Annotated in this window: 18 protein-coding genes (1 of these 18 only partly in view); 7 read left to right on the plus strand and 11 right to left on the minus strand. The window is 68.7% G+C overall.

What is annotated here, in order from left to right; translation table 11 throughout:
* Positions 1-1,109 carry the 3' portion of a benzoate/H(+) symporter BenE family transporter gene (locus AB1281_RS19880; protein ID WP_430346775.1) on the plus strand. It extends 79 nt beyond the left edge of the window, so 1,109 of the gene's 1,188 nt are visible here — the last part of the coding sequence; its start codon lies beyond the left edge, outside the window; its stop codon occupies positions 1,107-1,109.
* A 23-nt stretch (positions 1,110-1,132) separates the two neighbouring features.
* Here AB1281_RS19880 and AB1281_RS19885 read toward each other — a convergent pair whose 3' ends face one another.
* The 6 genes from AB1281_RS19885 to egtB form a co-directional block, all read right to left on the minus strand.
* Positions 1,133-1,678 carry a DUF2628 domain-containing protein gene (locus AB1281_RS19885; RefSeq protein ID WP_430346776.1) on the minus strand — a complete coding sequence of 182 codons (546 nt, stop codon included), beginning with the start codon at positions 1,676-1,678 and terminating at the stop codon, positions 1,133-1,135.
* Positions 1,679-1,750: 72 nt separating this feature from the next.
* The gene (locus AB1281_RS19890; RefSeq protein ID WP_430346777.1) at positions 1,751-2,521 is read right to left on the minus strand and encodes a GYF domain-containing protein; all 771 of its coding nucleotides are present in this window, start codon (positions 2,519-2,521) and stop codon (positions 1,751-1,753) included.
* A 26-nt stretch (positions 2,522-2,547) separates the two neighbouring features.
* Complete coding sequence (locus tag AB1281_RS19895; RefSeq protein ID WP_430346778.1) at positions 2,548-3,438, minus strand: D-hexose-6-phosphate mutarotase; 891 nt, start codon at positions 3,436-3,438, stop codon at positions 2,548-2,550.
* 61 nt (positions 3,439-3,499) lie between these two features.
* Complete coding sequence (locus tag AB1281_RS19900; protein WP_430346779.1) at positions 3,500-4,747, minus strand: lytic murein transglycosylase; 1,248 nt, start codon at positions 4,745-4,747, stop codon at positions 3,500-3,502.
* A gap of 84 nt (positions 4,748-4,831) precedes the next feature.
* The gene (gene egtD / locus AB1281_RS19905) at positions 4,832-5,806 is read right to left on the minus strand and encodes an L-histidine N(alpha)-methyltransferase (protein ID WP_430346780.1); all 975 of its coding nucleotides are present in this window, start codon (positions 5,804-5,806) and stop codon (positions 4,832-4,834) included.
* Complete coding sequence (egtB, locus tag AB1281_RS19910) at positions 5,803-7,074, minus strand: ergothioneine biosynthesis protein EgtB (protein ID WP_075675805.1); 1,272 nt, start codon at positions 7,072-7,074, stop codon at positions 5,803-5,805. The genes egtD and egtB overlap by 4 nt, the downstream gene beginning before the upstream one ends.
* Before the next feature lie 151 nt (positions 7,075-7,225).
* Here egtB and AB1281_RS19915 point away from each other — a divergent pair, with 151 nt between their 5' ends.
* Positions 7,226-8,506 carry a diguanylate cyclase gene (locus tag AB1281_RS19915; RefSeq protein ID WP_430346781.1) on the plus strand — a complete coding sequence of 427 codons (1,281 nt, stop codon included), beginning with the start codon at positions 7,226-7,228 and terminating at the stop codon, positions 8,504-8,506.
* 3 nt (positions 8,507-8,509) lie between these two features.
* On the opposite strand, the gene AB1281_RS19920 is transcribed toward AB1281_RS19915, so the two are convergent.
* Positions 8,510-8,908: a YchJ family protein gene (locus AB1281_RS19920; protein WP_430346782.1), complete on the minus strand. Its 399-nt coding sequence runs from the start codon at positions 8,906-8,908 to the stop codon at positions 8,510-8,512.
* 102 nt (positions 8,909-9,010) lie between these two features.
* On the opposite strand from AB1281_RS19920, the gene AB1281_RS19925 reads away from it, so the two are divergent.
* Positions 9,011-9,790, plus strand: coding sequence for a sulfite exporter TauE/SafE family protein (locus AB1281_RS19925; protein WP_032960169.1), 780 nt, complete (start codon positions 9,011-9,013; stop codon positions 9,788-9,790).
* A gap of 96 nt (positions 9,791-9,886) precedes the next feature.
* Here the strand turns inward: AB1281_RS19925 and AB1281_RS19930 are convergent, their stop codons facing one another.
* From AB1281_RS19930 to folE, 4 genes are all read right to left on the minus strand, one after another.
* On the minus strand, positions 9,887-13,267 hold the full coding sequence (locus AB1281_RS19930; RefSeq protein WP_430346783.1) for an ATP-binding protein: 3,381 nt from the start codon (positions 13,265-13,267) through the stop codon (positions 9,887-9,889).
* Positions 13,268-13,283: 16 nt separating this feature from the next.
* Positions 13,284-13,985: a DUF4194 domain-containing protein gene (locus tag AB1281_RS19935; protein ID WP_014039009.1), complete on the minus strand. Its 702-nt coding sequence runs from the start codon at positions 13,983-13,985 to the stop codon at positions 13,284-13,286.
* Positions 13,972-15,441: a DUF3375 domain-containing protein gene (locus AB1281_RS19940; protein WP_075675801.1), complete on the minus strand. Its 1,470-nt coding sequence runs from the start codon at positions 15,439-15,441 to the stop codon at positions 13,972-13,974. The genes AB1281_RS19935 and AB1281_RS19940 overlap by 14 nt, the downstream gene beginning before the upstream one ends.
* A 112-nt stretch (positions 15,442-15,553) precedes the next feature.
* Positions 15,554-16,165 (minus strand): GTP cyclohydrolase I FolE, encoded by a 612-nt coding sequence (gene folE / locus AB1281_RS19945; protein WP_004141296.1) that lies wholly within the window; start codon positions 16,163-16,165, stop codon positions 15,554-15,556.
* Between the two features lie 607 nt (positions 16,166-16,772).
* Here folE and AB1281_RS19950 point away from each other — a divergent pair.
* From AB1281_RS19950 to AB1281_RS19965, 4 genes are all read left to right on the plus strand, one after another.
* Positions 16,773-17,228 (plus strand): MarR family winged helix-turn-helix transcriptional regulator, encoded by a 456-nt coding sequence (locus AB1281_RS19950; RefSeq protein WP_012481667.1) that lies wholly within the window; start codon positions 16,773-16,775, stop codon positions 17,226-17,228.
* A 109-nt stretch (positions 17,229-17,337) separates the two neighbouring features.
* Positions 17,338-17,547 carry a DUF1656 domain-containing protein gene (locus AB1281_RS19955; protein ID WP_010487502.1) on the plus strand — a complete coding sequence of 70 codons (210 nt, stop codon included), beginning with the start codon at positions 17,338-17,340 and terminating at the stop codon, positions 17,545-17,547.
* Entirely contained in the window at positions 17,544-18,461 is a 918-nt protein-coding gene (locus AB1281_RS19960) for an efflux RND transporter periplasmic adaptor subunit (protein ID WP_430346784.1), read from the plus strand. The genes AB1281_RS19955 and AB1281_RS19960 overlap by 4 nt, the downstream gene beginning before the upstream one ends.
* Complete coding sequence (locus AB1281_RS19965) at positions 18,458-19,918, plus strand: efflux transporter outer membrane subunit (RefSeq protein WP_430346785.1); 1,461 nt, start codon at positions 18,458-18,460, stop codon at positions 19,916-19,918. The genes AB1281_RS19960 and AB1281_RS19965 overlap by 4 nt, the downstream gene beginning before the upstream one ends.
* The last annotated feature ends 3 nt before the right edge of the window (positions 19,919-19,921 follow it).

Raw genomic sequence — 19,921 nt, forward strand, 5'->3', positions numbered from 1 at the left:
TCGGCTTCGCCAGCTCGGCCGTGATCGTGTTCCAGGCGGCACAAGCCGTCGGTGCCGACCAGGCGCAGATCGCCTCGTGGATGTGGGCACTGGGACTGGGCATGGGCGTGACCTGCATTGGCCTGTCGCTGCGCTATCGCGTGCCGGTGGTGACGGCATGGTCGACCCCGGGCGCGGCGATGCTGGTGGTGGGTGCTGGTGGCGCCTCGCTCCCTGAAGCGACCGGCGCCTTCCTGCTCGCTGCCGTGCTGGGCCTGCTGGCGGGCTTCTCGGGCATCTTCGCCCGACTGATGCAACGAGTGCCGATGGCGCTGGCCGCGGGCATGCTGGCCGGTGTGCTGCTGCGCTTCGGGCTGGATGTGTTCGTGGCCATGAACACCCAGCTGGTGCTCGCGCTGGCAATGTTCGCCACCTGGCTGGCCGGACGGCGGCTGTTCCCGCGCTATGCAGTGATTGCCACCCTGCTGGTCGGCATCGCCCTCGCCGCCAGCCGCGGCCTGCTGCATGCCCAGCAGGTACAGCTGCAACTGGCAGTGCCACAGTGGGTGACACCTTCGCTGTCGTGGACAGCCGTGGCCGGCATTGCCCTGCCCCTGTTCGTGGTCACCATGGCCTCGCAGAACATTCCCGGTGTGGCGGTGATGCGCGCGTCCGGCTACGACGCCCCGGTGTCGCCGCTGATCGGCTGGATCGGCGTGGTCAATACGCTGCTGGCGCCGTTCGGTGCGTACGCACTGAACCTGGCGGCGATCACCGCCGCCATCTGCATGGGCCGCGACGCGCACGAGGATCCGGCGCGCCGCTATACAGCAGCGATGGCGGCCGGTGCCTTCTACATTGTCGTGGGGCTGTTCGGCGCCACGGTGGCGGCACTGTTCGCGGCCTTCCCCAGGGAACTGGTGGCCTGCGTGGCCGGCATCGCGCTGTTCGGCACCATCGGCAACAGCCTGGCCAGTGCATTGGCGGTGGAGCGCGACCGCGAGGCGGCGCTGGTCACCTTCCTGGTTACCGCATCGGGCGTATCCCTGGCCGGGATCGGCTCGGCGTTCTGGGGGCTGGTGGCCGGTGCACTGTGCCTGCTGGTGCTGCGGGCACGGGCAACGGCCTGAGCAACCATATCAGGCCGGCATGATCAGGCCGCCATGCGGGCGACAGTGTTGATCACCGCGCCGGCTGCCATGCCGATCACCACCGCCCACACGCTGGTGCCGCCACGACGCTGCAGTTCTGTGCGGATGCGGTTGTGCTGCCCTGCATGGGCAGCCTTCACCTTGGCCAGCAGCCGCGTGCAATAGCGCAGGTACAGGCTGTTGGCGGTCACGGCGATGCCGAACCGTGGCACCGCCAGTAACGCCACCGTGAGCAGCGGACTGGCGCGGGCGGTCAGCAGCGCGATGCCGAACAGGGCCAGTTCGAACAGGATGGCCGCCAGGTACATCTTCCGGTGCAGCAGCCAGTAGGTCGGCACCAGGAAGGCGGGCCAGTGCCACGGCCGCGGCGGCTTTGGCACCGGGCTGTCCAGGTGCCAGCGCTGGCGGTAGAGCGCCGCGTTGGGGCCCACGAGGAGGTTCAGGTAGTCCGCGTCGGACGAAGCGCGCGCGTCGTCCACCTCTGTGGCGGGCGCGAGATAGGGATTGTCATCCGCCGGGGACGCCGGCGGGGTATCCAGATGAGCCATGTCGGCGACTCCTTGCCTGTGATGAACCTGCGATAGCGGCAGCTGCGGGCGAATCTGGAGCGGCCCCCGGCCTCAGCCTCCCGCCACCTGTCCCACGTAAATCACCGCAATGATGACGATGGTGACCATGGCCGCTGCAACGGCATTGGTATCCCCCCGTTCGGCCAGCTCGCTGCGCAGGCGTGTCTCGTCGTCTCCGGCCAGCGCACGGGCACGGGCGATCTCACGCTGGCAATGCGCCAGGTACCAGCGATTGGCATACACCGCGGCGGTGATGTTGATGACAAATGTGATGACCATCGACACGCCTTCCGGAACGCCCAGCAACGCCTCGGCGATGCTGAAGAACACCAGCATGCCGGCCCAGATCGCCGCCAGCCGGTACATCCTGCGGTACACCATCCAGATCACGCCGATCAGGAACGCCGGCCAGTGCCAGGTGCCGTTGCCGTCGGCAACACCCTGGTCGAGCCGCCAGCGCTGTCGATAGATCGGGAAGTTGCCGCCGACCACGGCGGCGTACAAGGCGATGTCGCCTTCCAGCTGCGGCGCGGCCGCTGCCACCGGCGAAGCAGCCGGCGCACGATAGGGGTCGGACGGATCAGCGGTCGGTGCGTCACCGCCGCCGACGGCCTGCACCGGTTCAACCGGCGGCGGGGTCGGATCCATCGGCGTCACCGAAGGATCCAGCTCGGCCAACGGCCGCCACGATGCCATTCCTTCCCGCCACATCAGCGTACGGGCGGTTACGGTGCCGTCCTGCTGCAGGCGGCGCAGCCCGGCCAGGTCCACCGGCCCTTCGCTCTGCTTGCTGTTGGCGTACCACCACTGTGCGTCCTGCATGCCATCCATTCCTGTCGATCCCATCGTTACTCTGAACATCCCGCTACGGCCTGCAGCGGTTCACTAACCAGCAGCTGCACCAGCTGGTGGCGCGCGCCGGGTGCAAGGGTAATCTGCTCTGGCCCAGCATTGGCCACTTCCAGGCACACGTAGTCGTGCCAACCGTCGCCGACATCGGCCATCTTCGCCGCCGCCGCCGCGCCCGGATTCCACGCCACCAGTGTCTGGCTGCCTTCGCTCCGGATCTCGATCCGCCGCTGCAGGACGGGATCGCGCAGCACGTAGTGGCCGCCGGCACCGGTATAGATGCGGTCGCTTCGCCCCGGATCGCGCGGGTCACGCAGCGACCAGGGCCCCTGCTGCTGGTGCAGCTGCGCGTCGTCCTCGTACTTGTCCAGATAGTGCAGGCCATCGAGGCCATCGACCTCGACACGATGGGCATCGCCTACCCGGAAGTAGCTGTGCAGGGCCTGGGTGAAGGTCGCCGGGGACGTGCCGGTGTTCTCGGTGGTCAGCTGCTGGTGCAACTGGCGACCGATGCGCAGCTGCATCTGCAGGCGCAGGCCACATTCGGCAATCGACAAGGGCGCCAGCTGCAGCTCCAGCTCACCGTCATCGCGCTGGCGGGCCTGCAGCAGTTCCCAGCGCGCGGTGCGTACCAGGCCGTGTGCCGGCACGTCATCACGCTGGCCCTGGCGACCGAACCACGGCCAGCACACTGGAACGCCACCCCGGATCGGCGTGGGCAGCCCGGCACGTTTCGGCGACAGCCACAGCAGGTCCGGCTGCCCCTCTGGAATGAACGACAGCAGCTGTCCACCGAACACGCTGATGACCGCGGTGGCGCTGGGGGTGCGTACCTGCCAGGCCTCGAGCCCGTGGTACAGGCCGGTGCTGACGTCCGGGTTCGACTGCATGCGATGACGCTCCTTGAAGACCGCGGCGATGATGTCGCGGCCAGCCTGCGATCGGCAAGGTCTAGCGGGAGGCAGGCGCCCCTGCTGCTGCCTCCTGCTGCAACGCGCGCAGGATGCGCTGGCCGGCGCGCCCATCTGCATTGGCCCAGCCCAGGCGCTGCTGCTCGGCCTGGATCGCGCGGCGGGTGGCGGTGCCGATCATGCCGTCGGCGCTACCGATGTCGTGGCCCCGGGCCAGCAGCAGGGTCTGCAGCTGGCGGCGTTCATCGCGGCCGATGCCGGGATCATCGGTCGGCCAGGCGGTGGCCAGGCCGGTGCCGCCACGCAGCTGGTCGGCCAGCGTGGCAATCGCCAGCGCATAGCTTTCGGCGGCGTTGTAGCTGTAGATCGCGTCGTAGTTGCGGAACACCAGCAATGCCGGGCCCTTGATGCCCGCCGGCAGCAGCACAGCGGCACGCGCGTCGGCGGGCAGATTGGGCGGCGCCAGCACGCTGCCATCCAGCGCAGTCACGCCCTGCGCGCGCCAATCGGCGAGGGCCCGACGCTGGGTGCGGCCCGCCTGGCTGGCGTTGAAGCCGGCGGGAACCCGTACTTCCATGCCCCACGGTTCGCCACTGCGCCAACCGGCCCGCTTGAGGTAATTGGCGGTGGACGCCAGCGCGTCGGGAATGCTGCCGACCAGATCACGACGACCATCGCCATCTCCATCGACCGCGATACGTGCGTAGGTGCTGGGCATGAACTGCGTATGCCCGAAGGCGCCGGCCCAGGAACCGGTGAGACCCTGGGCCTGCAGGTCGCCGCGGTCGATCAGCTTGAGGAGCGCCAGCAGTTCGCCGCGGAAGAAGGCCTGGCGGCGGCCGGCACAGGACAGCGTGGCCAGCGACTGCAGCAGCGGGCGCTTGCCGAAGACGCGGCCATAGTCGCTCTCCACCCCCCAGACCGCGACGATGGTGGCCGGATCGACGCCGTACTGCGCGGAGACGCGATCGAGCAGATCGCGATGTTGCTGCAGCAGGGTGCGGCCATCATCGACGCGCTGGCGGTCGACCAGCGCGGCCAGGTAATCCCAGATCGGCGTGGTGAATTCCGGTTGTGCGTCCAGCAGCCCGAGCACGCTCGGGTCCGGCGTGAGTCCGGCGGTGATCCCGTTGAATCGATCAGCGCTGATGCCCTGGGTCGCGGCGGTAGCCTGCAGGCCCGCCAGGCAGCGGCTGAATGCCGGATCGATAGTGGCGGCGGGGGCCGCAGGCAGCGTCGGCGTCGACGCGAGGGCGGCCGCCAGGCCGAGCGTGGTCAGAATGGGCATGGCGTCCTCCGTGTTGCCGTTGCACGGCCATCTTAGGGGCAGCGGTGCGGCCGAACCTGAAGGGGCACCGGCTGGCCGCCCACCCTAGGCAGCGCGCAGCAGGCGCAGGCCATAGGCGGGGCTTTCGGCATCCCAGCGCTGCGCGACCTGCAGGCCCGCCTGCTGCAACAGCGCGTCGAAGCTGTCATCGGTGTACTTGTGGCTGTACTCGACACGGATGGGTTCACCGGCAGCAAAGTGGAAGGTGCGGCCATCCAGGTGGACGTCCTGCGCCCACTGGCTGACCAGGTCGGTTTCGATGCGCAGCCGCGCGGTGCTGTAACGGGCGCGGTGGCGGAATCCGTCGAGATCGAAATCGCTGCCGATCTCGCGATTGAGGCGGGCCAGCAGGTTGAGGGTGAATGCTGCGGTGACACCCTGCGCATCGTTGTAGGCCGCCTCGATCAGCGACGGGTCCTTGTGCAGGTCGATGCCGACCAGGGCCAGGCCGTCGCGGCCCATGGTCTGGCGCATCGCCCGCAGCAGTGCGACGGCATCCTCGTCGGCGAAATTGCCCAATGTGGAACCCGGGAAGAACAGCAGGCGACGGGCAGGCGCGCGCTCGGGCGTCGGCACGGCGACGGCGCGGGTGAAGTCGGCGCAGACCGGCAGCATCTCGACCTCGGGCAGCGCGGGTGCCAGATGGTCGATGCTGGACAGCAGTGCCGCCCGCGAGATCTCGATCGGGGTATAGGCCACCGGATCCTGCAGTGCGGCCAGCAGCAGCGCGGTCTTGCGGCCACTGCCGCTGCCCAGCTCCACCACGTGCAGGCGCGGGCCGACCACGCGCGCGATATCGGGCAGCACCCGGGCCAGCAGCGCCAGCTCGGTGCGGGTGGGGTAGTACTCGCGGGTCTGGGTGATCTGTTCGAACAGACGCGAGCCGCGGGCATCGTAGAAGTACTTGGAGGGCAGCTGCCGCGATGCGCGTGACAGGCCGGCCACCGCATCGGCCAGGATCTGCTGCCGGCTGGGGGTCAGGTCGGTCAGCGCCTGCAGCGCGTCATGCACCGTGCTCATGTGAGGTCCCTGGCCAGGCGCAGCCCGGAGAACTGCCAGCGCGCCGGCGGCATGAAGAAATTGCGGTAGCTGGCGCGCACGTGGTCGCGGGGCGTGGCACAGCTGCCGCCGCGCAGCACCCACTGGCCACACATGAACTTGCCGTTGTATTCGCCGAGGTTGCCGTCAAAGGGGCGGAAGCCCGGGTAGGCGCCATAGGCGCTGGCGGTCCATTCCCAGACATCACCGAACAGCTGCCGCAGTCCACTGCCCTGCCCGGCCTGCGGGTGCAGGTGATCATCATCGGCAAAGTGGCCGCGCAGGGGCTGCGATGCGGCGGCCGCTTCCCACTCGAACTCGCTGGGCAGGCGCGCACCGGCCCAGCGGGCGCAGGCATCGGCCTCGTAGTAGCTGAGGTGGCAGACCGGCGCATGCGGATCCAGCTCGCGCCAACCCCCCAGGGTGTACTCGCGTTGCAGGGCATCATCCCAGTACAGGGGGTGCTGCCAGCCTTCGGCTTCACGCAGCGCCCAGCCTTCGCTGAGCCACCAGCGCGGTTCGCGGTACCCCCCCGCCTCGATGAAGGTGCGGTACTCGGCATTGCTGACGGGGCGTTCGGCCAGCGCATGCGCGGGCAGCAGCACACGGTGCGGCGGCGATTCGTTGTCATAGGCGAAGGCGGCGTGCCGGGGCCATGCCGCGGCACCGACGGTGACGATGCGTTCGGGCGATTCGATCCAGCCCTGCGGCGTCGCGGTGCTGGCGACGGGTCGCAGGTCTTCGCGATACGGTGGCTGCAGAGGATTGCACCAGAACGCATGCTTGATGTCGGTCAGCAACAGTTCCTGGTGCTGTTGCTCATGCTGCAATCCCAGCTGCAGGTGATGCATCGCCTGCTCATCAAGGTCACCCGCCGCCAGCCGTGACTGCACCTGCAGGTCGACCTGTTGCCGGTAATCGCGCACCTGCTGCAACGAGGGCCGCGACAGCAGCCCGCGCTGCGGCCGCGCATGCGCCGGGCCGATGCTCTTGTAGTAACTGTTGAACAGGTAGTCCCAGGCCGGGTCACGCGCCTGCGTGGTGGCGAAGCCGGCCAGCACGAAGCGTTCGAAGAACCAGGTGGTATGCGCCAGGTGCCATTTGCTGGGACTGGCGTCGGCCATGCTCTGCAGCATGGCGTCCTCGGCACTGAGCGGCGCAGCCAGCTGCAGGCTGCGCGCCCGCACCTGTGCAAAGCGGCGGGCGAGATCGCGCTGCGGGGCAGCGACGGCGGCGGGTGCGCTGTCCATGCGGGCAGCATCGGCGCAGGACGGTGAGTGCGACGTCATGGCACCGCACCACCACGTTCACATGACAGCGGGCGCGCGCATTCAAGAAGCGCGTGGGGACGCCGCTAACGGCAATGTTGCGGCCGCATCGTCACCGCACTGGACTTACTGCGTGCCCCTGCATCCGCTCCGCCAGCCTGCGCATTACCTGTTCGTGCTGCCCGCCGTGCTGGTCGTCCTGGTGCTGTGGATGGCGCTGGGCACCGAGGATGTGGCCAGCCCGGGCCAGCGCATCCTGCCCTGGCTGCTGGCCTGCCTCGGCGCGGGCCTGGCGCTGCTTTACCACCAGATGCGCACGCTGTGCCTGCTGCTGGTGGTGGCAGTGGCGTTCGCGCTGCTGCACCGGGACGTCGGAGGCTACCTGCGCAGCGGCCATGTCGAGGCCCTGACCCCGCTGCGCTTCCACGCGATCTCGGCGTGGGTGCCGCTGCTGTTCGCGGGACTGGCGCTGTGGCCGGAACGCGGACACCGACGCCAGGACCTGCTGCTGCGCAGCGTGGTGTGCGGCGCAGCGCTGGTGATCTTCCTGCTGCTGGCGGCACAGCAGCCGCAGGGCATGCACGATCTGCTGTCGAACCGTCACTGGGCCTGGATTCCCGCCGACTGGAACGCGTTGGCGCAGCTGCCGGCGCTGCTGTTCCTGCTGGCGACCGCAGCATTGGGCTGGCAGGCGTGGCAGCATCCGCGGCCACTGCACACGGCGATGCTGCTGGCCCTGCTGTGCCTGTGGTGGATGCTGCCGCGGATCTTCCTGCAGCCGGTGCTGCTGCCAGCGCTGAGCAGTGCCGCCCTGCTGCTGATGCTGGGCGCGATGCTGCAGGAGTCCTTCCACATGGCCTTCCGCGATGAGTTGACCGGCCTGCCGGGGCGACGTGCATTCAACGAGACCCTGCAGCGGGCGCGCGGCACCTACAGCATCGCGATGGTGGACGTGGACCACTTCAAGTCATTCAACGACACCCATGGCCACGACACCGGCGACGATGTGCTGCGCCTGGTGGCGTCGCGGCTGGCGCGGGTGGGCGACGGTGGCCGTGCGTTCCGCTATGGCGGCGAGGAGTTCGCGGTGGTGTTCCTGGACCGCCCGGCGGCGGCCTGTGTCGATGCCGTGGAAGCATTGCGGCAGAGCATCGAGGACACCCGCATGCAGCTGCGCGACCGCAGTACCCGCAACCGTGACGACGAAGCCGGCCGCCAGCAGCGCGGACGCGGTGGCAGCGGCCAGGTGGTGCAGGTGACGGTGAGCATCGGGCTGGCCGACAGCCGCGTGGATCCGCGGCCGATGGCGGTGGTCAAGGCCGCCGACCAGGCCCTGTATGTGGCCAAGGACGGGGGCCGCAACCAGGTGCGCGCGCACGGCGGCCAGCGCGTGCTGGCTGCGCGCAGCGCGTAGGGCTCAGACCGCGTCGAGGTAGTACCAGCGACCGTCGATGCGTTGGAAGCGGCTGTGCTCGGTCATCTTCACTGCGCTGCCGCCGCCGATGCGGTAGCGCGCGGTGAAGCGGACGTCGGCGCTGTCGGCACCGGTGACGGTATGCTCGTGCACGGTCAGGCCCAGCCAATGCGTGCGCTGGCCGGGTGCTTCATCCAGTGACAGCTCGGCCGGGCGCGTGTCCGGGTGCCAGGTCTGGCGCAGGTAGTCGGCCAGGCCACGCACATACGCGCTGTAGCGCGAACGCATCAGATGCTCGGCATCGGGTGCGGCTTCACCTGCGTGGAAACGGCCGCAGCAGGCGGCATAGTCGGCAGGCAGGCCACAGGGACAGGGACAGGGATCGGCAGGTTTTCGGCTCATGCCGGCATTGTCGCCGGGTTGCACGTATTGATCCACGCGCGGCACGGGCCAGCTGAAGCAGGACAGGCGTATGCTGTCGCGCCCCCACCTTGATTGATCGCCGTGCTGGAACTGGTTCCCCCTGAGTTGTGGTGGCTGGTGGTGATCGCCTTCATCGCCGGCCTTGTGGATGCCGCCGTCGGTGGCGGTGGCCTGGTGCAGCTGCCCGGCCTGTTCACGGTGCTGCCGCAGCAGACGCCGGCGATGCTGTTCGGTACCAACAAGTTCAGCTCGATGTTCGGCACGGGTGCAGCGGCCTGGCGCTATGCACGCAATGTGCGCTTCCCGTGGAAGCCGGTGCTGTTCGCGGCTGGCACGGCCTTCATCTTCTCCTTCGCCGGGGCCACCGCGGTGAGCCTGCTGCCCAAGGATGCAGTGCGCCCGCTGGTACTGGTGCTGCTGATCGCGATGCTGGCCTACACGCTGTGGAAAAAGGACTTCGGCGCGCTGCACCGGCCGCAGGAGATCGGCCGCCGCGAACTGGCGATCGCGCTGGCGATCGGTGCGGCAATCGGCTTCTACGACGGCTTCTTCGGGCCGGGCACCGGCAGCTTCCTGATCTTCCTGTTCGTGCGCTTCTTCGGCCTGGATTTCCTGCGTGCGTCGGCCGCGTCGAAGGTGGTGAACCTGGCGACGAATGTTGCAGCGATCTCGTTCTTCGTACCGACCGGCAACATCCTGTGGCTGTTCGCGCTGCCGATGGCGGCGGCCAACATCATCGGTTCGGTGGTGGGCACGCGGTTGGCACTGAAGGGCGGTACGCCGTTCATCCGCAAGCTGTTCGTGGGGCTGGTGGTGGTGCTGATCGCGCGGATGGCGTGGGACACGTTCCGCGGAGCGTGAACGCGGTTGCCGGCCAGCGGCCGGCACTACCGGGTCATGAACCCCGCCCATGGGTAGTGCCGGCCGCTGGCCGGCATTCCCATTCAACCGGCCGGCTCAGGCCTCCGCTTCTTCCGGTTCGCTGGCCTGCTGGCGGCTGCGCTCGGGCAGCTTCAGGCGCTTGCCTTCTTCGTCGTACTCGATCAGCAGCACGCCGGAGTCGTGGCGGCCGCTGATTTCGACGAAGCAGGCGCCACCGATGAACGGTTCCAGCGTCATCACCGACTTCAGTGGGGTGGCGACCACCATCTGGAAGCCGAAGTTGTCGAAGATGTTCATCGCCAGTGCGGTGAACTCGTTGTCGGCCTTGTCGAAGGCTTCGTCGAGCACGACCGCGGCGTAGCTGGGCAGCTGGCTGTCGGCGCCGCCGAGCTGGTAGCGCAGTGCCGCAGCCAGGCAGGTGGTGGCCAGTTTCTGGCGCTGGCCACCGGACTTGCCGGCACCGCTGCGGTAGATCTCGACCTGCTGGCGCGTTTCCGCATCCAGCTCGACGCCGATGAACTCCACGTGCATGCGCACGTCCAGCACCAGCTCGCGCCAACGCTTGTCCTCGCCTTCCTGCGAACCCAGGCGGTTGACCAGCTGGCGCAGCACGGTGAACTGCGATTCGGCCAGCTCGCGCTGCTCGGTCTGCTGCTGCGACAGCACCTCGCGCAGCTGCAGGTGGAACTCGCCGACTTCCGGCAGGCGGCGGTCGCTCAGTTCGATGGTCAGCAGCGTGCCACGGTTGAACGGCACCTGCTCCAGGCTGGCGTTCACTTCGTCCAGGCGCTGGCCGATCGACTTGCGGGCCTCTGCACTGTGGCGCTGCAGGGCCAGCAGGTTGTTCTTGCTCTGGTTCTGCAGCAGGTCGAAGAAGCGCTCTTCGTGCTGCGGCAGGCCGTCGCGCTCCAGGCGTTCGAGGCGGGCGAGGAAGTCTTCGGCCGAGGCCACCGATACGGTGAAGTCGCCCGATTCCTCCGGCCACTGCTGGATGAAGCGACGGAAGCAGCCGATCAGCTGGTTCTCGATGCGGTTGAGGTCCTGCTGCGAGGACGACAGCTGCTCGTTCAGCGCGTTGCTGACCTGGCGCATGTGCGCTTCGAGCGTTTCCAGGCTGAGCGGGCCCTGCTCCTGCAGGCGCTCGGCCAGCCCGGCTTCCTGCTCCTGGGCCAGGCTCGGCAGCACCAGTGCACGGCTCTGCTGGCGGGCGCGGTCGAGGCGATCACGTTCCTTGACCAGCTGGCCACGCTCGACGCGGACGTCTTCATAGGTGCGGCGGGATTGTTCGATATCCGCGCGCACGGCGTCGATCTGCTTGGCCAGCTTGGCGAGGTCGGCATTGCCTTCGCGCAGGTCGCGCAGGGTGGCCTCGATGTCGCTCAGGCGCTGCTGCGGGGCAGCGATGTCGATCTCGTTCCAGCTGATGCTGACCAGCTCGTGGCAGGCCAGGCGGCGCTCGTTGTCACGGTCACGCTGCCCGCGCAGGCGCGCGATGTCGGTCTCGCAGCTGGCGATGCGCTTGGCCAGTTCCTGTGCTTCGCGCTCGAAGGCGCCCACCTTGTCGTGGTTGTTGAAGCCGAGGATCCAGCGACGGCGGTCGCCCACCGCACTGCGATCGTCCTTCTCGAAGCGGTCGCCCGGATGTTTGACCTGGCCTTCGCGGGTGATGCCGCGGTCGACGTTGCGCAGCTGCTTGGCATCCACGCACTCGTAGTCGAAGCGCTTGCCGAGCTCGCGCCGCAGCCAGCTTTCGAACACATGCTCGCGCAGTTCCAGCTTGTGCAGCAGCGACTTCGCCGACGGCTCGCGCGCGAATGCATCATCGTTGCGGCGCACACGGTAGTAGGTGAAGCGCATGCCCAGGTGAGTGCGATTCACCCACTCGGCGACGTCGTTGTAGTGCTTGTCATCGACCAGCAGCGACAGCGCGAAGCCGCCCAGTACACGCTCGATGGCGCCCTGCCAGCCCTGCTCTTCCGAGCGGACCTGGATCAGCTCGCCGACGAACGGCAGCGCCGCTTCGGCGATGCCGGTTTCCTCGGCCAGGCGTGCGCGCAGCTTCTGCATCGGCGCCGGGATGTTGGAGGGGGTGCGCTGCATCGCTTCAAGTTCGCTGCGCACTTCACCGAAGCGGCGCTCGTCATCGCGCTTGCCGCCGAGGCGATCGCTGATCGCGTCGTCCAGTGCCGCCGAGGCACGCTGGCGGTCCTGCAGTTCGTTCTGCGCACGCTCGACCAGCTCGGCGAAACCATGGGCATCGTCGGGCAGTTCGGCCTGCAGCTGCTGTGCCGCTTCCTGGGCCTGGTCACGCTTGGCCTTGCGCCGGTCGCGCTCGGCTTCGGCGCGGCCCTGCTCGCGTTCCAGTTCCTCGATGCGTTCACCGCCCTGCTGGCGGCGCTGCAGTTCCAGTTCGGCCAGGCGCTCGGTGTGGTTGTCGAGTGCGGCACGGCGCTGGGCTTCTTCGCCGAGCAGGCCACGGTCACGCACGTCCATCTCGCGCAGGCGCGCTTCGATCAGCGCCTGGCGGCGGCTTTCGCGGAAGCTGTCGACGCCGAGCTTAAGTGCTTCGTCGTCGCCACGCTGGCGGTGCATTTCCTTCAGGTCGTTGTAGTAGGCACGTGCCGGCAGCAGGGTTTCCACCTGGCGACGGGCGGTGACCACGGCCTGGTGCGCGCCATCGAGTTCGGCGAAGTCGCTGACCAGGCGCTCGGCGGCGTCGAAGGTCTTCGGCGTGTCGAGCATGAAGTCGCGCAGGAAGACGTTGAGGTCGCCCAGGTTCTTCGCCGACTGCGTCTTGTGCAGCAGGCGCAGTGCCATTTCGTTGTCGATGCCGAGCAGGTCGCGGAAGCGCTCGGCGTAGCCGGAGAAGGTGTCGAAGTGGTGCAGGTCGGACAGCTTCTGCTTGAGCTTGCGCAGGTCCAGATCGAAGCCGCCGAGGTCCTTGGCGATGTCGAACGGGCGCTCGGCGATCATGTAGTGCTTGCGCACGTCGCCGGCCGAGGTGCCGTTGCCGGAGATCCACAACAGGCGCACCAGGCTGACCACGCGGCCATCGCCGGCGCGGTACTCCAGCACCAGTGCGGTCCAGGTCGCGCCCTTGCGCAGGTACTGGGTGGCGATTTCGCCGGTGCCGCTGTCCTGCTGGTCGGCCCACGCGCCACGCACATAGGACACCAGGTTGCGGTCGCGGCCACTGCGCTCGGCTTCACGCGCGGCGGCATTGAAGTCGACGATGGCCGGCGGCGTCAGCAGCGCGGACATGGCATCGAGCAGGGTCGACTTGCCCGAGCCGGAACGGCCGACGAACAGGAAGCCGCGCTCGGCGATCGGTACTTCGGTCAGGCCGTTGAAGGTGCCCCAGTTGTGCACCTGCAGGCGGCGCATGCGGAACTGCTGCAGGCGCGGGTCCGGCAGGCCTTCGTTGAACAGGGCGGGAGTGTGCTTGGAGATAGCCATGCGATGGTCGGGTCTCTCAGGCCTCGGCGGCCGGGGTTTCGCGCAGCTGGCGGTAGACCGCCGAAAGCTGGGACACGTCTTCGGCGGAGAACAGCAGCTTCAGCGCCGGCGAGACTTCGTGGCGGTCTTCCTGGCCGCTGAGGCGGGTCAGGATGTGGTTGTCCTTCATCTTCTGCACCGCCGAAGCGACGCGGCGGTTGAAGCCGGCGCGGTCGGTGGACAGGTTCTTCTCGTAGATGGCCAGCGCTTCGGCCATCTCGGCGTCGGCGACCACCGCACGGTTGCCGCGCGCATCGGCCTCGGCCAGCTGCTGGCGCAGGTACAGCAGCAGCACCGAATCGATGAAGGTCAGCGGCGAGGTACGCAGCAGCACCGGCGCATCAACGTCTTCCGTGTCGGCCTGGCGGGTGAAGGCCACGCCGCTGTCGCGGTCGAGCACCAGTTCCAGGAACAGGTCCGCCAGTGACGAACGGATGGCCGCCTCGCTGCGGATCAGCGCCGGCCACAGCTTGGCGTGGCGCAGCTGGTCGATGCTGGGGCCGATCAGCAGCTGGCATAGCGCGCGGCGCGCATCCAGCGGCAGGCGCCCGGTATCGCCGAGGTAGTACACGTCGTTGCCACGGCGGGGCTGCGCCACGGTCGCCACCGGCTCGGCCTCGTAGGCGTCTTCCGCCACGTCGGCCAGCGGTGCTTCGATGGGGTCTTCATGCCAGCTCATGGCGTCTCTCCTGGGTGAACCAAACCAGCGGGATGCGGGCGCGACGGACCTGGCCGTCGCCACCACGCCATTCGGCAAGCTCCTGCTCGCCGGCAACCACGTTGCCGAAGCGCGTGCCCAGCGACAGGTAGCCGATGACGCTGCCAAGACCCTGCGGCGCCTCGCGCTGCGACAGGGCCTGGGCGATGCTGAGCCGCGGCTGTGCATCGAGCAGGTCGTGCAGGTCGCGACGCAGGGTGCGGAAGTCGATTTCGGACGAAGCAACCAGGTCGCCCACGCTCTCCAGGCTGATCGCGGCCGCGTCGTTGTACTCGACGTTGCCATCGACCTGGGCACTGCGTGGATCATGCAGCTTCCACTGCGACCACGAACGCAGGCGGCTGGTGGTCAGCTGCAGGTCGCGGCCGATGCCACGCTGCGCAGGGAACTCGTCGCGCAGCGCCAGCGCTTCGGACTGCGCCTGCTTCAGCAGCTGGTTGAGGCGGCGCTGTTCCAGGTAGCCACGGCTCTGCACGAAGCCGCGCAGGCTGCGCGCGAAGTTCTGCAGCACGTCGTGCACCTGGCCACCGCGCTCGAGCATGGTGCTGGTGAAGCCGCGCAGGAAGTTGCGTTCGTTGCGGTCCAGGCGGCGGGCGAAGCCACGCGCCAGCACCGCTTCCAGCGCAGCATCGAGCTGGGCGCTCTGTTCGGCGTCGTTGAGCAGTCGCCAGAACGCCTGGAAGCTGCGGCCGGCATCGCTCTCGCCGATCACGTCCACGCCTTCGAACAGCTGCGACAGCACATCGCCGCGCTCGCCCTCGTCGTCGATGATGCGCTCGCGGAAATCGCGGTTGAGCTGCTCGAAGTCGTCGCGCACGCGGCGGAAGTCCTCGGTCAGCTCGTCGGCCAGGCCGATGATCTGGCGCGCACGTTCCAGCGCGCGCTTGCCGTCCAGTGCGATCACACGGCCGGCACCAACGCGGGCGATCTCGGCGTCGATGCGGTCGCGCTCGTCGCGCAGCGCCGACAGGCGCGCGTCCGGATCGGATTCGGTCTGCGCGGCCAGCTGCGAGAGCTGTTCGATGACCAGCGCCAGGCGGCTTTCAGTGGCGGCCACGCGGGCCTGCTCGAGGCCATCGGCGAAGCGGATCGCCTGCAGCGCCGCGGTCGACAGTTCGTACTGCTCCTGGTCGGCACCTTCGGGCAGGCGGCGTTCCAGCCAGCCCTGGGCCAGCCAGTGCGCGATGTAGGCCTGCGCGGTACGCGGCAGGTCGCGCGACAGTTCATCGCCGTTGAGCTGGTCCAGCGCACGTTGCAGGCGCTCGTTGAGCACCGACGAGGACAGCGTGCGCTCGCCGTCCATCAGCAGCCCCTGCAGCAGGCCGATGATTTCCGGAGCGTGGTCGGCGGCGAGCAGCTTCCACTGGGGCTGTTCGCGCAGATGGCGGTAACGGGAGATGCGTTCGCGATGCTTCATGCAGCGAAAGGGGTCTGTTGGGCTGACAGGGACGAGCCGCCACGCACGGCTGCCGCGCGGGCAGCCGTGGGCATGCCGGCCACACGCGGCCGGCGGGGTGCAGGCAAGCGGCTCAGCGCTTGCCGCCCACTTCGATGAAGCGCAGGAACTCGGCGCGGGTACGCGCGTCGTCGCGGAAGCTGCCCAGCATCTTCGAGGTGACCATGCTGACGCCGCGCTTGTGGATGCCGCGGGTGGTCATGCATTCGTGGGCGCCTTCGACGACCACGCCGACACCGATCGGCTGCAGCACATCCTGGATGCACTGGGCGATCTGCGCGGTCATCTTCTCCTGCACCTGGAAACGGCGGGCGTAGGCTTCGACGACACGGGCCAGCTTGCTGATGCCCACCACCTTGCCGGCCGGCAGGTAGCCGACGTGCACGCGGCCGATGATCGGCGCCATGTGGTGTTCGCAGTGGCTTTCGTACTCGATGTCACGCAGGACGATCAGTTCGTCATAGCCGGCCACTTCCTCGAAGGTCCGCTCCATGTAGGCGCGCGGGTCGTCGCGGTAGCCGCTGAACCAGTCGCCATAGGCTTCGGCGACACGGCGGGGGGTATCCAGCAGGCCTTCACGGGACGGGTCCTCACCGGCCCAGCGCAGCAGGGTGCGCACGGCATCCTCGGCCTGGTCCTGGGTCACGTCGCCCTGCGGGGCGGCCTTTTCATTGTTCTTGCTCATTGCGTACAGCGTCCCGAACGGGGGGCGAGCATCGTACCCGACCGGGGGGTGGGTCGTCCTGTTGGGACGGTTCATCGGGGGTCGTTGTTGGCGCGTCGTTGCCATCGGCTTGGAGGGGGACAGGGGACTGCGCAGGACACGCCGTAAACCCGTCCCTGGGGGCTCGATGGCGCCATCCATGGCGCCAACGGTCCTGCGCAGTCCCCTGTCCCCCTCCCTGACGGTTTCCTGCGGGCGCGGTCGGACCGCCCGAAAGCGGGGTCAAAAGCGGGGGTTCATGGCTTCGGAAGCACCGCGCGCGACTGCGCGACTGCTGTGGTGGGTGCGGACCGTTGGTCCGCACTGCTTCTGCTCTTGCTTCTAAGAGCCAACCCACCGCGCTCGCGGGATGTGGCGGGGTGGCGGAGGGCCGGACGGGGCAGCGCCGTGAGGCGCATGGATGCGCCGATCGAGCTTACATGGACGTACTTGCAGCGTGCCCTGCCCCGTCCGGCCCTCCGCCACCCCAGCCGATAGCCAGCAGGCGCAACGCTTTCCTCACTACACCCCGCCCATTCAGCAAAAACCATTGATAGGAATGAAATTAGTAGTATCCTATCTATCTCTTATGGACCGACCCCTCGACGAGCGCACCGTGCTGCAGATGCAGCTCAGCTCCGGCCTGCTGTACGCAGGGCGGCAGTGGCAGCGCCTGGCCGACAGCCGGCTCGGCAGCTACGGCATCTCCACCGCCTGCACCATGCCCCTGCTGATGATCGGCCGCTCCGGCGGTGGCATCCGCCAGGTGGCGCTGGCCCAGCAGCTGGGCATGGAAGGTCCTTCCCTGGTGCGCCTGCTGGACAAGCTGTGCGCCAGCGACCTGGTCCGCCGCGAGAGCGACGCCAGCGACCGCCGCGCCAACCTGCTATGGCTGACCGATGCGGGACACGCGCTGGTCAGCGAGCTGGAAGACCAGTTGATCGGCCTGCGCCAGGACGTGTTCGGCGAGCTTTCCATGGATGAACTGCACGCCGTGCTGAAGGCATGGCGCCTGCTGGCCGAGGCCGCCGACCGCATCACGTAAGAGCGCTGCCCCCGAATACCGCCGCTGCCGTGCACACGCCAGCGGCTTTTGCCCGTTGCTGTTGTTTCGTTGTTCCTCCCCCTCCCCCACCTCGCCCCCGCCCCTACCGATGCCCGGTGAATTCAGTCTCCACGGAGTGTTCGTCCCGACCCTGCTCGGGTTGATGTTGTTGGCCTATCTGGTCAACAGCGGCCTGCACGCGCTGCTGCAGCGTGCCGGCGCCTATCGCCATGTATGGCACCCGGCGCTGTTCAACCTGGCCCTGTACGGGATCGTGCTTGGCCTGCTGTTCCACCTCCTGCGTTGGATGCAATCGTGAACAAGATCGTGAAGAAGACCCTGCCGGTGCTGCTCACCAGCGCAGCCGTGATCGTCGCCCTGCTGGTGCTGCGCCAGCTGTGGGTCTATTACATGGACGAGCCGTGGACCCGCGATGCCCATGTCGGCGCCGACGTGGTGCAGGTGGCGCCGGACGTGTCCGGGCTGGTGGAAACGGTGAGCGTGGCCGACAACCAGGCGGTGAAGAAGGGCGACCTGCTGTTCGTGGTCGACCGCGCCCGTTACCGCATCGCACTGGAGCAGGCCAAGGCCAGCCTGGCCGAGCGCCAGGCCTCGGTGGCACAGCTGCGCCGCGAGATCGGCCGTGACCACAGCCTGCAGGACCTGGTCGCCGCCGAGGACGCCGAAGTGCGCCGCGCCAAGCTGCAGGCCGCACAGGCTGCGCTGGCCACCGCACAGGCCGCGGTCGACCTGGCCGAGCTCAACCTGGGCCGCACCGAGGTGCGCGCACCGGCCGATGGCCGGGTCAACGACCGCACCATGCGCGTGGGCGACTACGTGGTGGCCGGCAAGCCGGTGCTGGCGCTGCTGGATACCGGCTCGTTCCGCATCGATGGCTATTTCGAGGAAACCCGCCTGCGCGGCGTGGCGCCGGGGCAGCGCGTGGACATCCGCCTGATGGGTGAATCGGCGCCGCTGCGCGGCCATGTCGAGAGCATCGCCGCCGGCATCGAGGACCGCTACCGCAGCAATGGCAGCACCCTGCTGCCGAACGTGACCCCTGCCTTCGACTGGGTGCGGCTGGCGCAGCGCATCCCGGTGCGCATCGCCATCGACGAAGTACCCAAGGGCGTGGAACTGATCGCCGGCCGCACCGCCACGGTGACCGTGGACACCGGCCGCCACCCGCACAACGACAAGGCCGGCGCCGCGCCGACACAGGCGGGCCTGTGAACGCCGCCCTGCCCCGTCTCGGCCTGATTGTCGCGCTGGCCAGCCTGGCCGCCTGCAGGACCGTTGGCCCGGATTACGCGCTGCCGGAAGGCTCGGCGTTCAAGCGCCCGGAGGCCAATGCAGCCTTCATCGATACCCAGAACCCGCAGGTGGCCGCCAACCAGGCGCTGCCCGACCGCTGGTGGTCGCTGTACAACGACCCGGTGCTGGACGGGCTGATCACCCAAGCGCTGCGTGACAACGTGGAACTGAAGGCCGCTGATGCGCACCTGCGCCGTGCCGCGGCGGTGTACGAGCAGGCGCTGGACGCCGGTGGCTTCGAGTACGAGGCCGAGGCCGGGGCCAGCCGCGCGCAGCTGTCGGCCGAATCGTTCCTGCAGGAACACGAGCTGCCGGTGATCAACCTGGCCGATGGCAAGTTCGCGGTCAGCTACCAGTTCGACCTGTTCGGCAAGCTCAAGCGCGGCGCCGAAGCGGCGCGAGCCGACGAACAGTCGGTTGCCGCAGCACGTGACCTGGCCCAGGTCAGCGTGGTCGCGCAGGTGGCCGACAGCTACCTGGAGATCTGCCACGCCAACCACGAGCTGCACGTGGCCGAGCATTCGCTGCAGCTGCAGCAGCGCAGCCGTTCGGTCACCCAGCGCCTGATCGATGCCGGTCGCGGCACGCCGCCGGAGCTGGCCCGCGCCAATGCCCAGGTGGCGCTGCTGGAAGCTGCATTGCCGCCGCTGCGCGCGCAGCGTTCGGCGGCCGCCTATTCGCTGGCCGCGCTGCTCGGGCAGACCCCGGGCCAGCTGCCGGCCGGCGTGATCGACTGTGCACATGCGCCCAGCCTGGCGCAGCCGCTGCCGGTCGGTGATGGCCGCGCACTGCTGCAGCGCCGCCCGGACGTGCGCCAGGCCGAGCGCAAGCTGGCCTCCGCCACGGCACGGATTGGCGTGGCCACCGCCGAGCTGTACCCGGACATCCGCCTGGGGGCCTCGCTCGGTGCCGCCGGCCTGCTGGAGGACTTCGGCACGCCGATGACCCAGCAGTGGTCGATCGGCCCACTGATCTCGTGGACGTTGCCGTCGTCCGGCACCCACGCACGCATCCACGCCGCCGAGGCGGGTGCCGATGCGGCGCTGGCCGAGTTCGACCACACCGTGCTGCAGGCGCTGCGCGAGACCCAGACCGCACTGGATCGCTACGCGCAGGACCTGCGCCGGCTGCAGTCGCTGCGCACTGCGCAGGAGCAGGCCGCACTGGCCGCCGAGCAGAACCGCCGGCTGTACCAGGGAGGCCGCACGCCGTACCTGTCCAGCCTGGATGCCGACCGCAGCCTGGCTACCAGCGACGCCACCCTGGCCGCCGCCGAAGCGCAGGTCTCGCGCGACCAGATCCACCTGTTCCTGGTGCTGGGTGGTGGCTGGCAGGCCAGCGTCGCCGCGCCCAACGCCTCGACCGCAGCGAAGTAAGCC

The organism is Stenotrophomonas sp. NRRL B-14846, from assembly GCF_050473585.1.
GTDB lineage: Bacteria > Pseudomonadota > Gammaproteobacteria > Xanthomonadales > Xanthomonadaceae > Stenotrophomonas.

Excerpts from the sequence above, each read along its gene's own strand:
- AB1281_RS19885 (WP_430346776.1), bottom strand. The coding sequence starts at position 1,678 with ATGGCTCATCTGGATACCCCGCCGGCGTCCCCGGCGGATGACAATCCC.
- AB1281_RS19890 (WP_430346777.1), bottom strand. The coding sequence starts at position 2,521 with ATGCAGGACGCACAGTGGTGGTACGCCAACAGCAAGCAGAGCGAAGGG.
- AB1281_RS19895 (WP_430346778.1), bottom strand. The coding sequence starts at position 3,438 with ATGCAGTCGAACCCGGACGTCAGCACCGGCCTGTACCACGGGCTCGAG.
- AB1281_RS19900 (WP_430346779.1), bottom strand. The coding sequence starts at position 4,747 with ATGCCCATTCTGACCACGCTCGGCCTGGCGGCCGCCCTCGCGTCGACG.
- egtD (WP_430346780.1), bottom strand. The coding sequence starts at position 5,806 with ATGAGCACGGTGCATGACGCGCTGCAGGCGCTGACCGACCTGACCCCC.
- egtB (WP_075675805.1), bottom strand. The coding sequence starts at position 7,074 with ATGGACAGCGCACCCGCCGCCGTCGCTGCCCCGCAGCGCGATCTCGCC.
- AB1281_RS19920 (WP_430346782.1), bottom strand. The coding sequence starts at position 8,908 with ATGAGCCGAAAACCTGCCGATCCCTGTCCCTGTCCCTGTGGCCTGCCT.
- AB1281_RS19930 (WP_430346783.1), bottom strand. The coding sequence starts at position 13,267 with ATGGCTATCTCCAAGCACACTCCCGCCCTGTTCAACGAAGGCCTGCCG.
- AB1281_RS19935 (WP_014039009.1), bottom strand. The coding sequence starts at position 13,985 with ATGAGCTGGCATGAAGACCCCATCGAAGCACCGCTGGCCGACGTGGCG.
- AB1281_RS19940 (WP_075675801.1), bottom strand. The coding sequence starts at position 15,441 with ATGAAGCATCGCGAACGCATCTCCCGTTACCGCCATCTGCGCGAACAG.
- folE (WP_004141296.1), bottom strand. The coding sequence starts at position 16,165 with ATGAGCAAGAACAATGAAAAGGCCGCCCCGCAGGGCGACGTGACCCAG.
- AB1281_RS19950 (WP_012481667.1), top strand. The coding sequence starts at position 16,773 with ATGGACCGACCCCTCGACGAGCGCACCGTGCTGCAGATGCAGCTCAGC.
- AB1281_RS19955 (WP_010487502.1), top strand. The coding sequence starts at position 17,338 with ATGCCCGGTGAATTCAGTCTCCACGGAGTGTTCGTCCCGACCCTGCTC.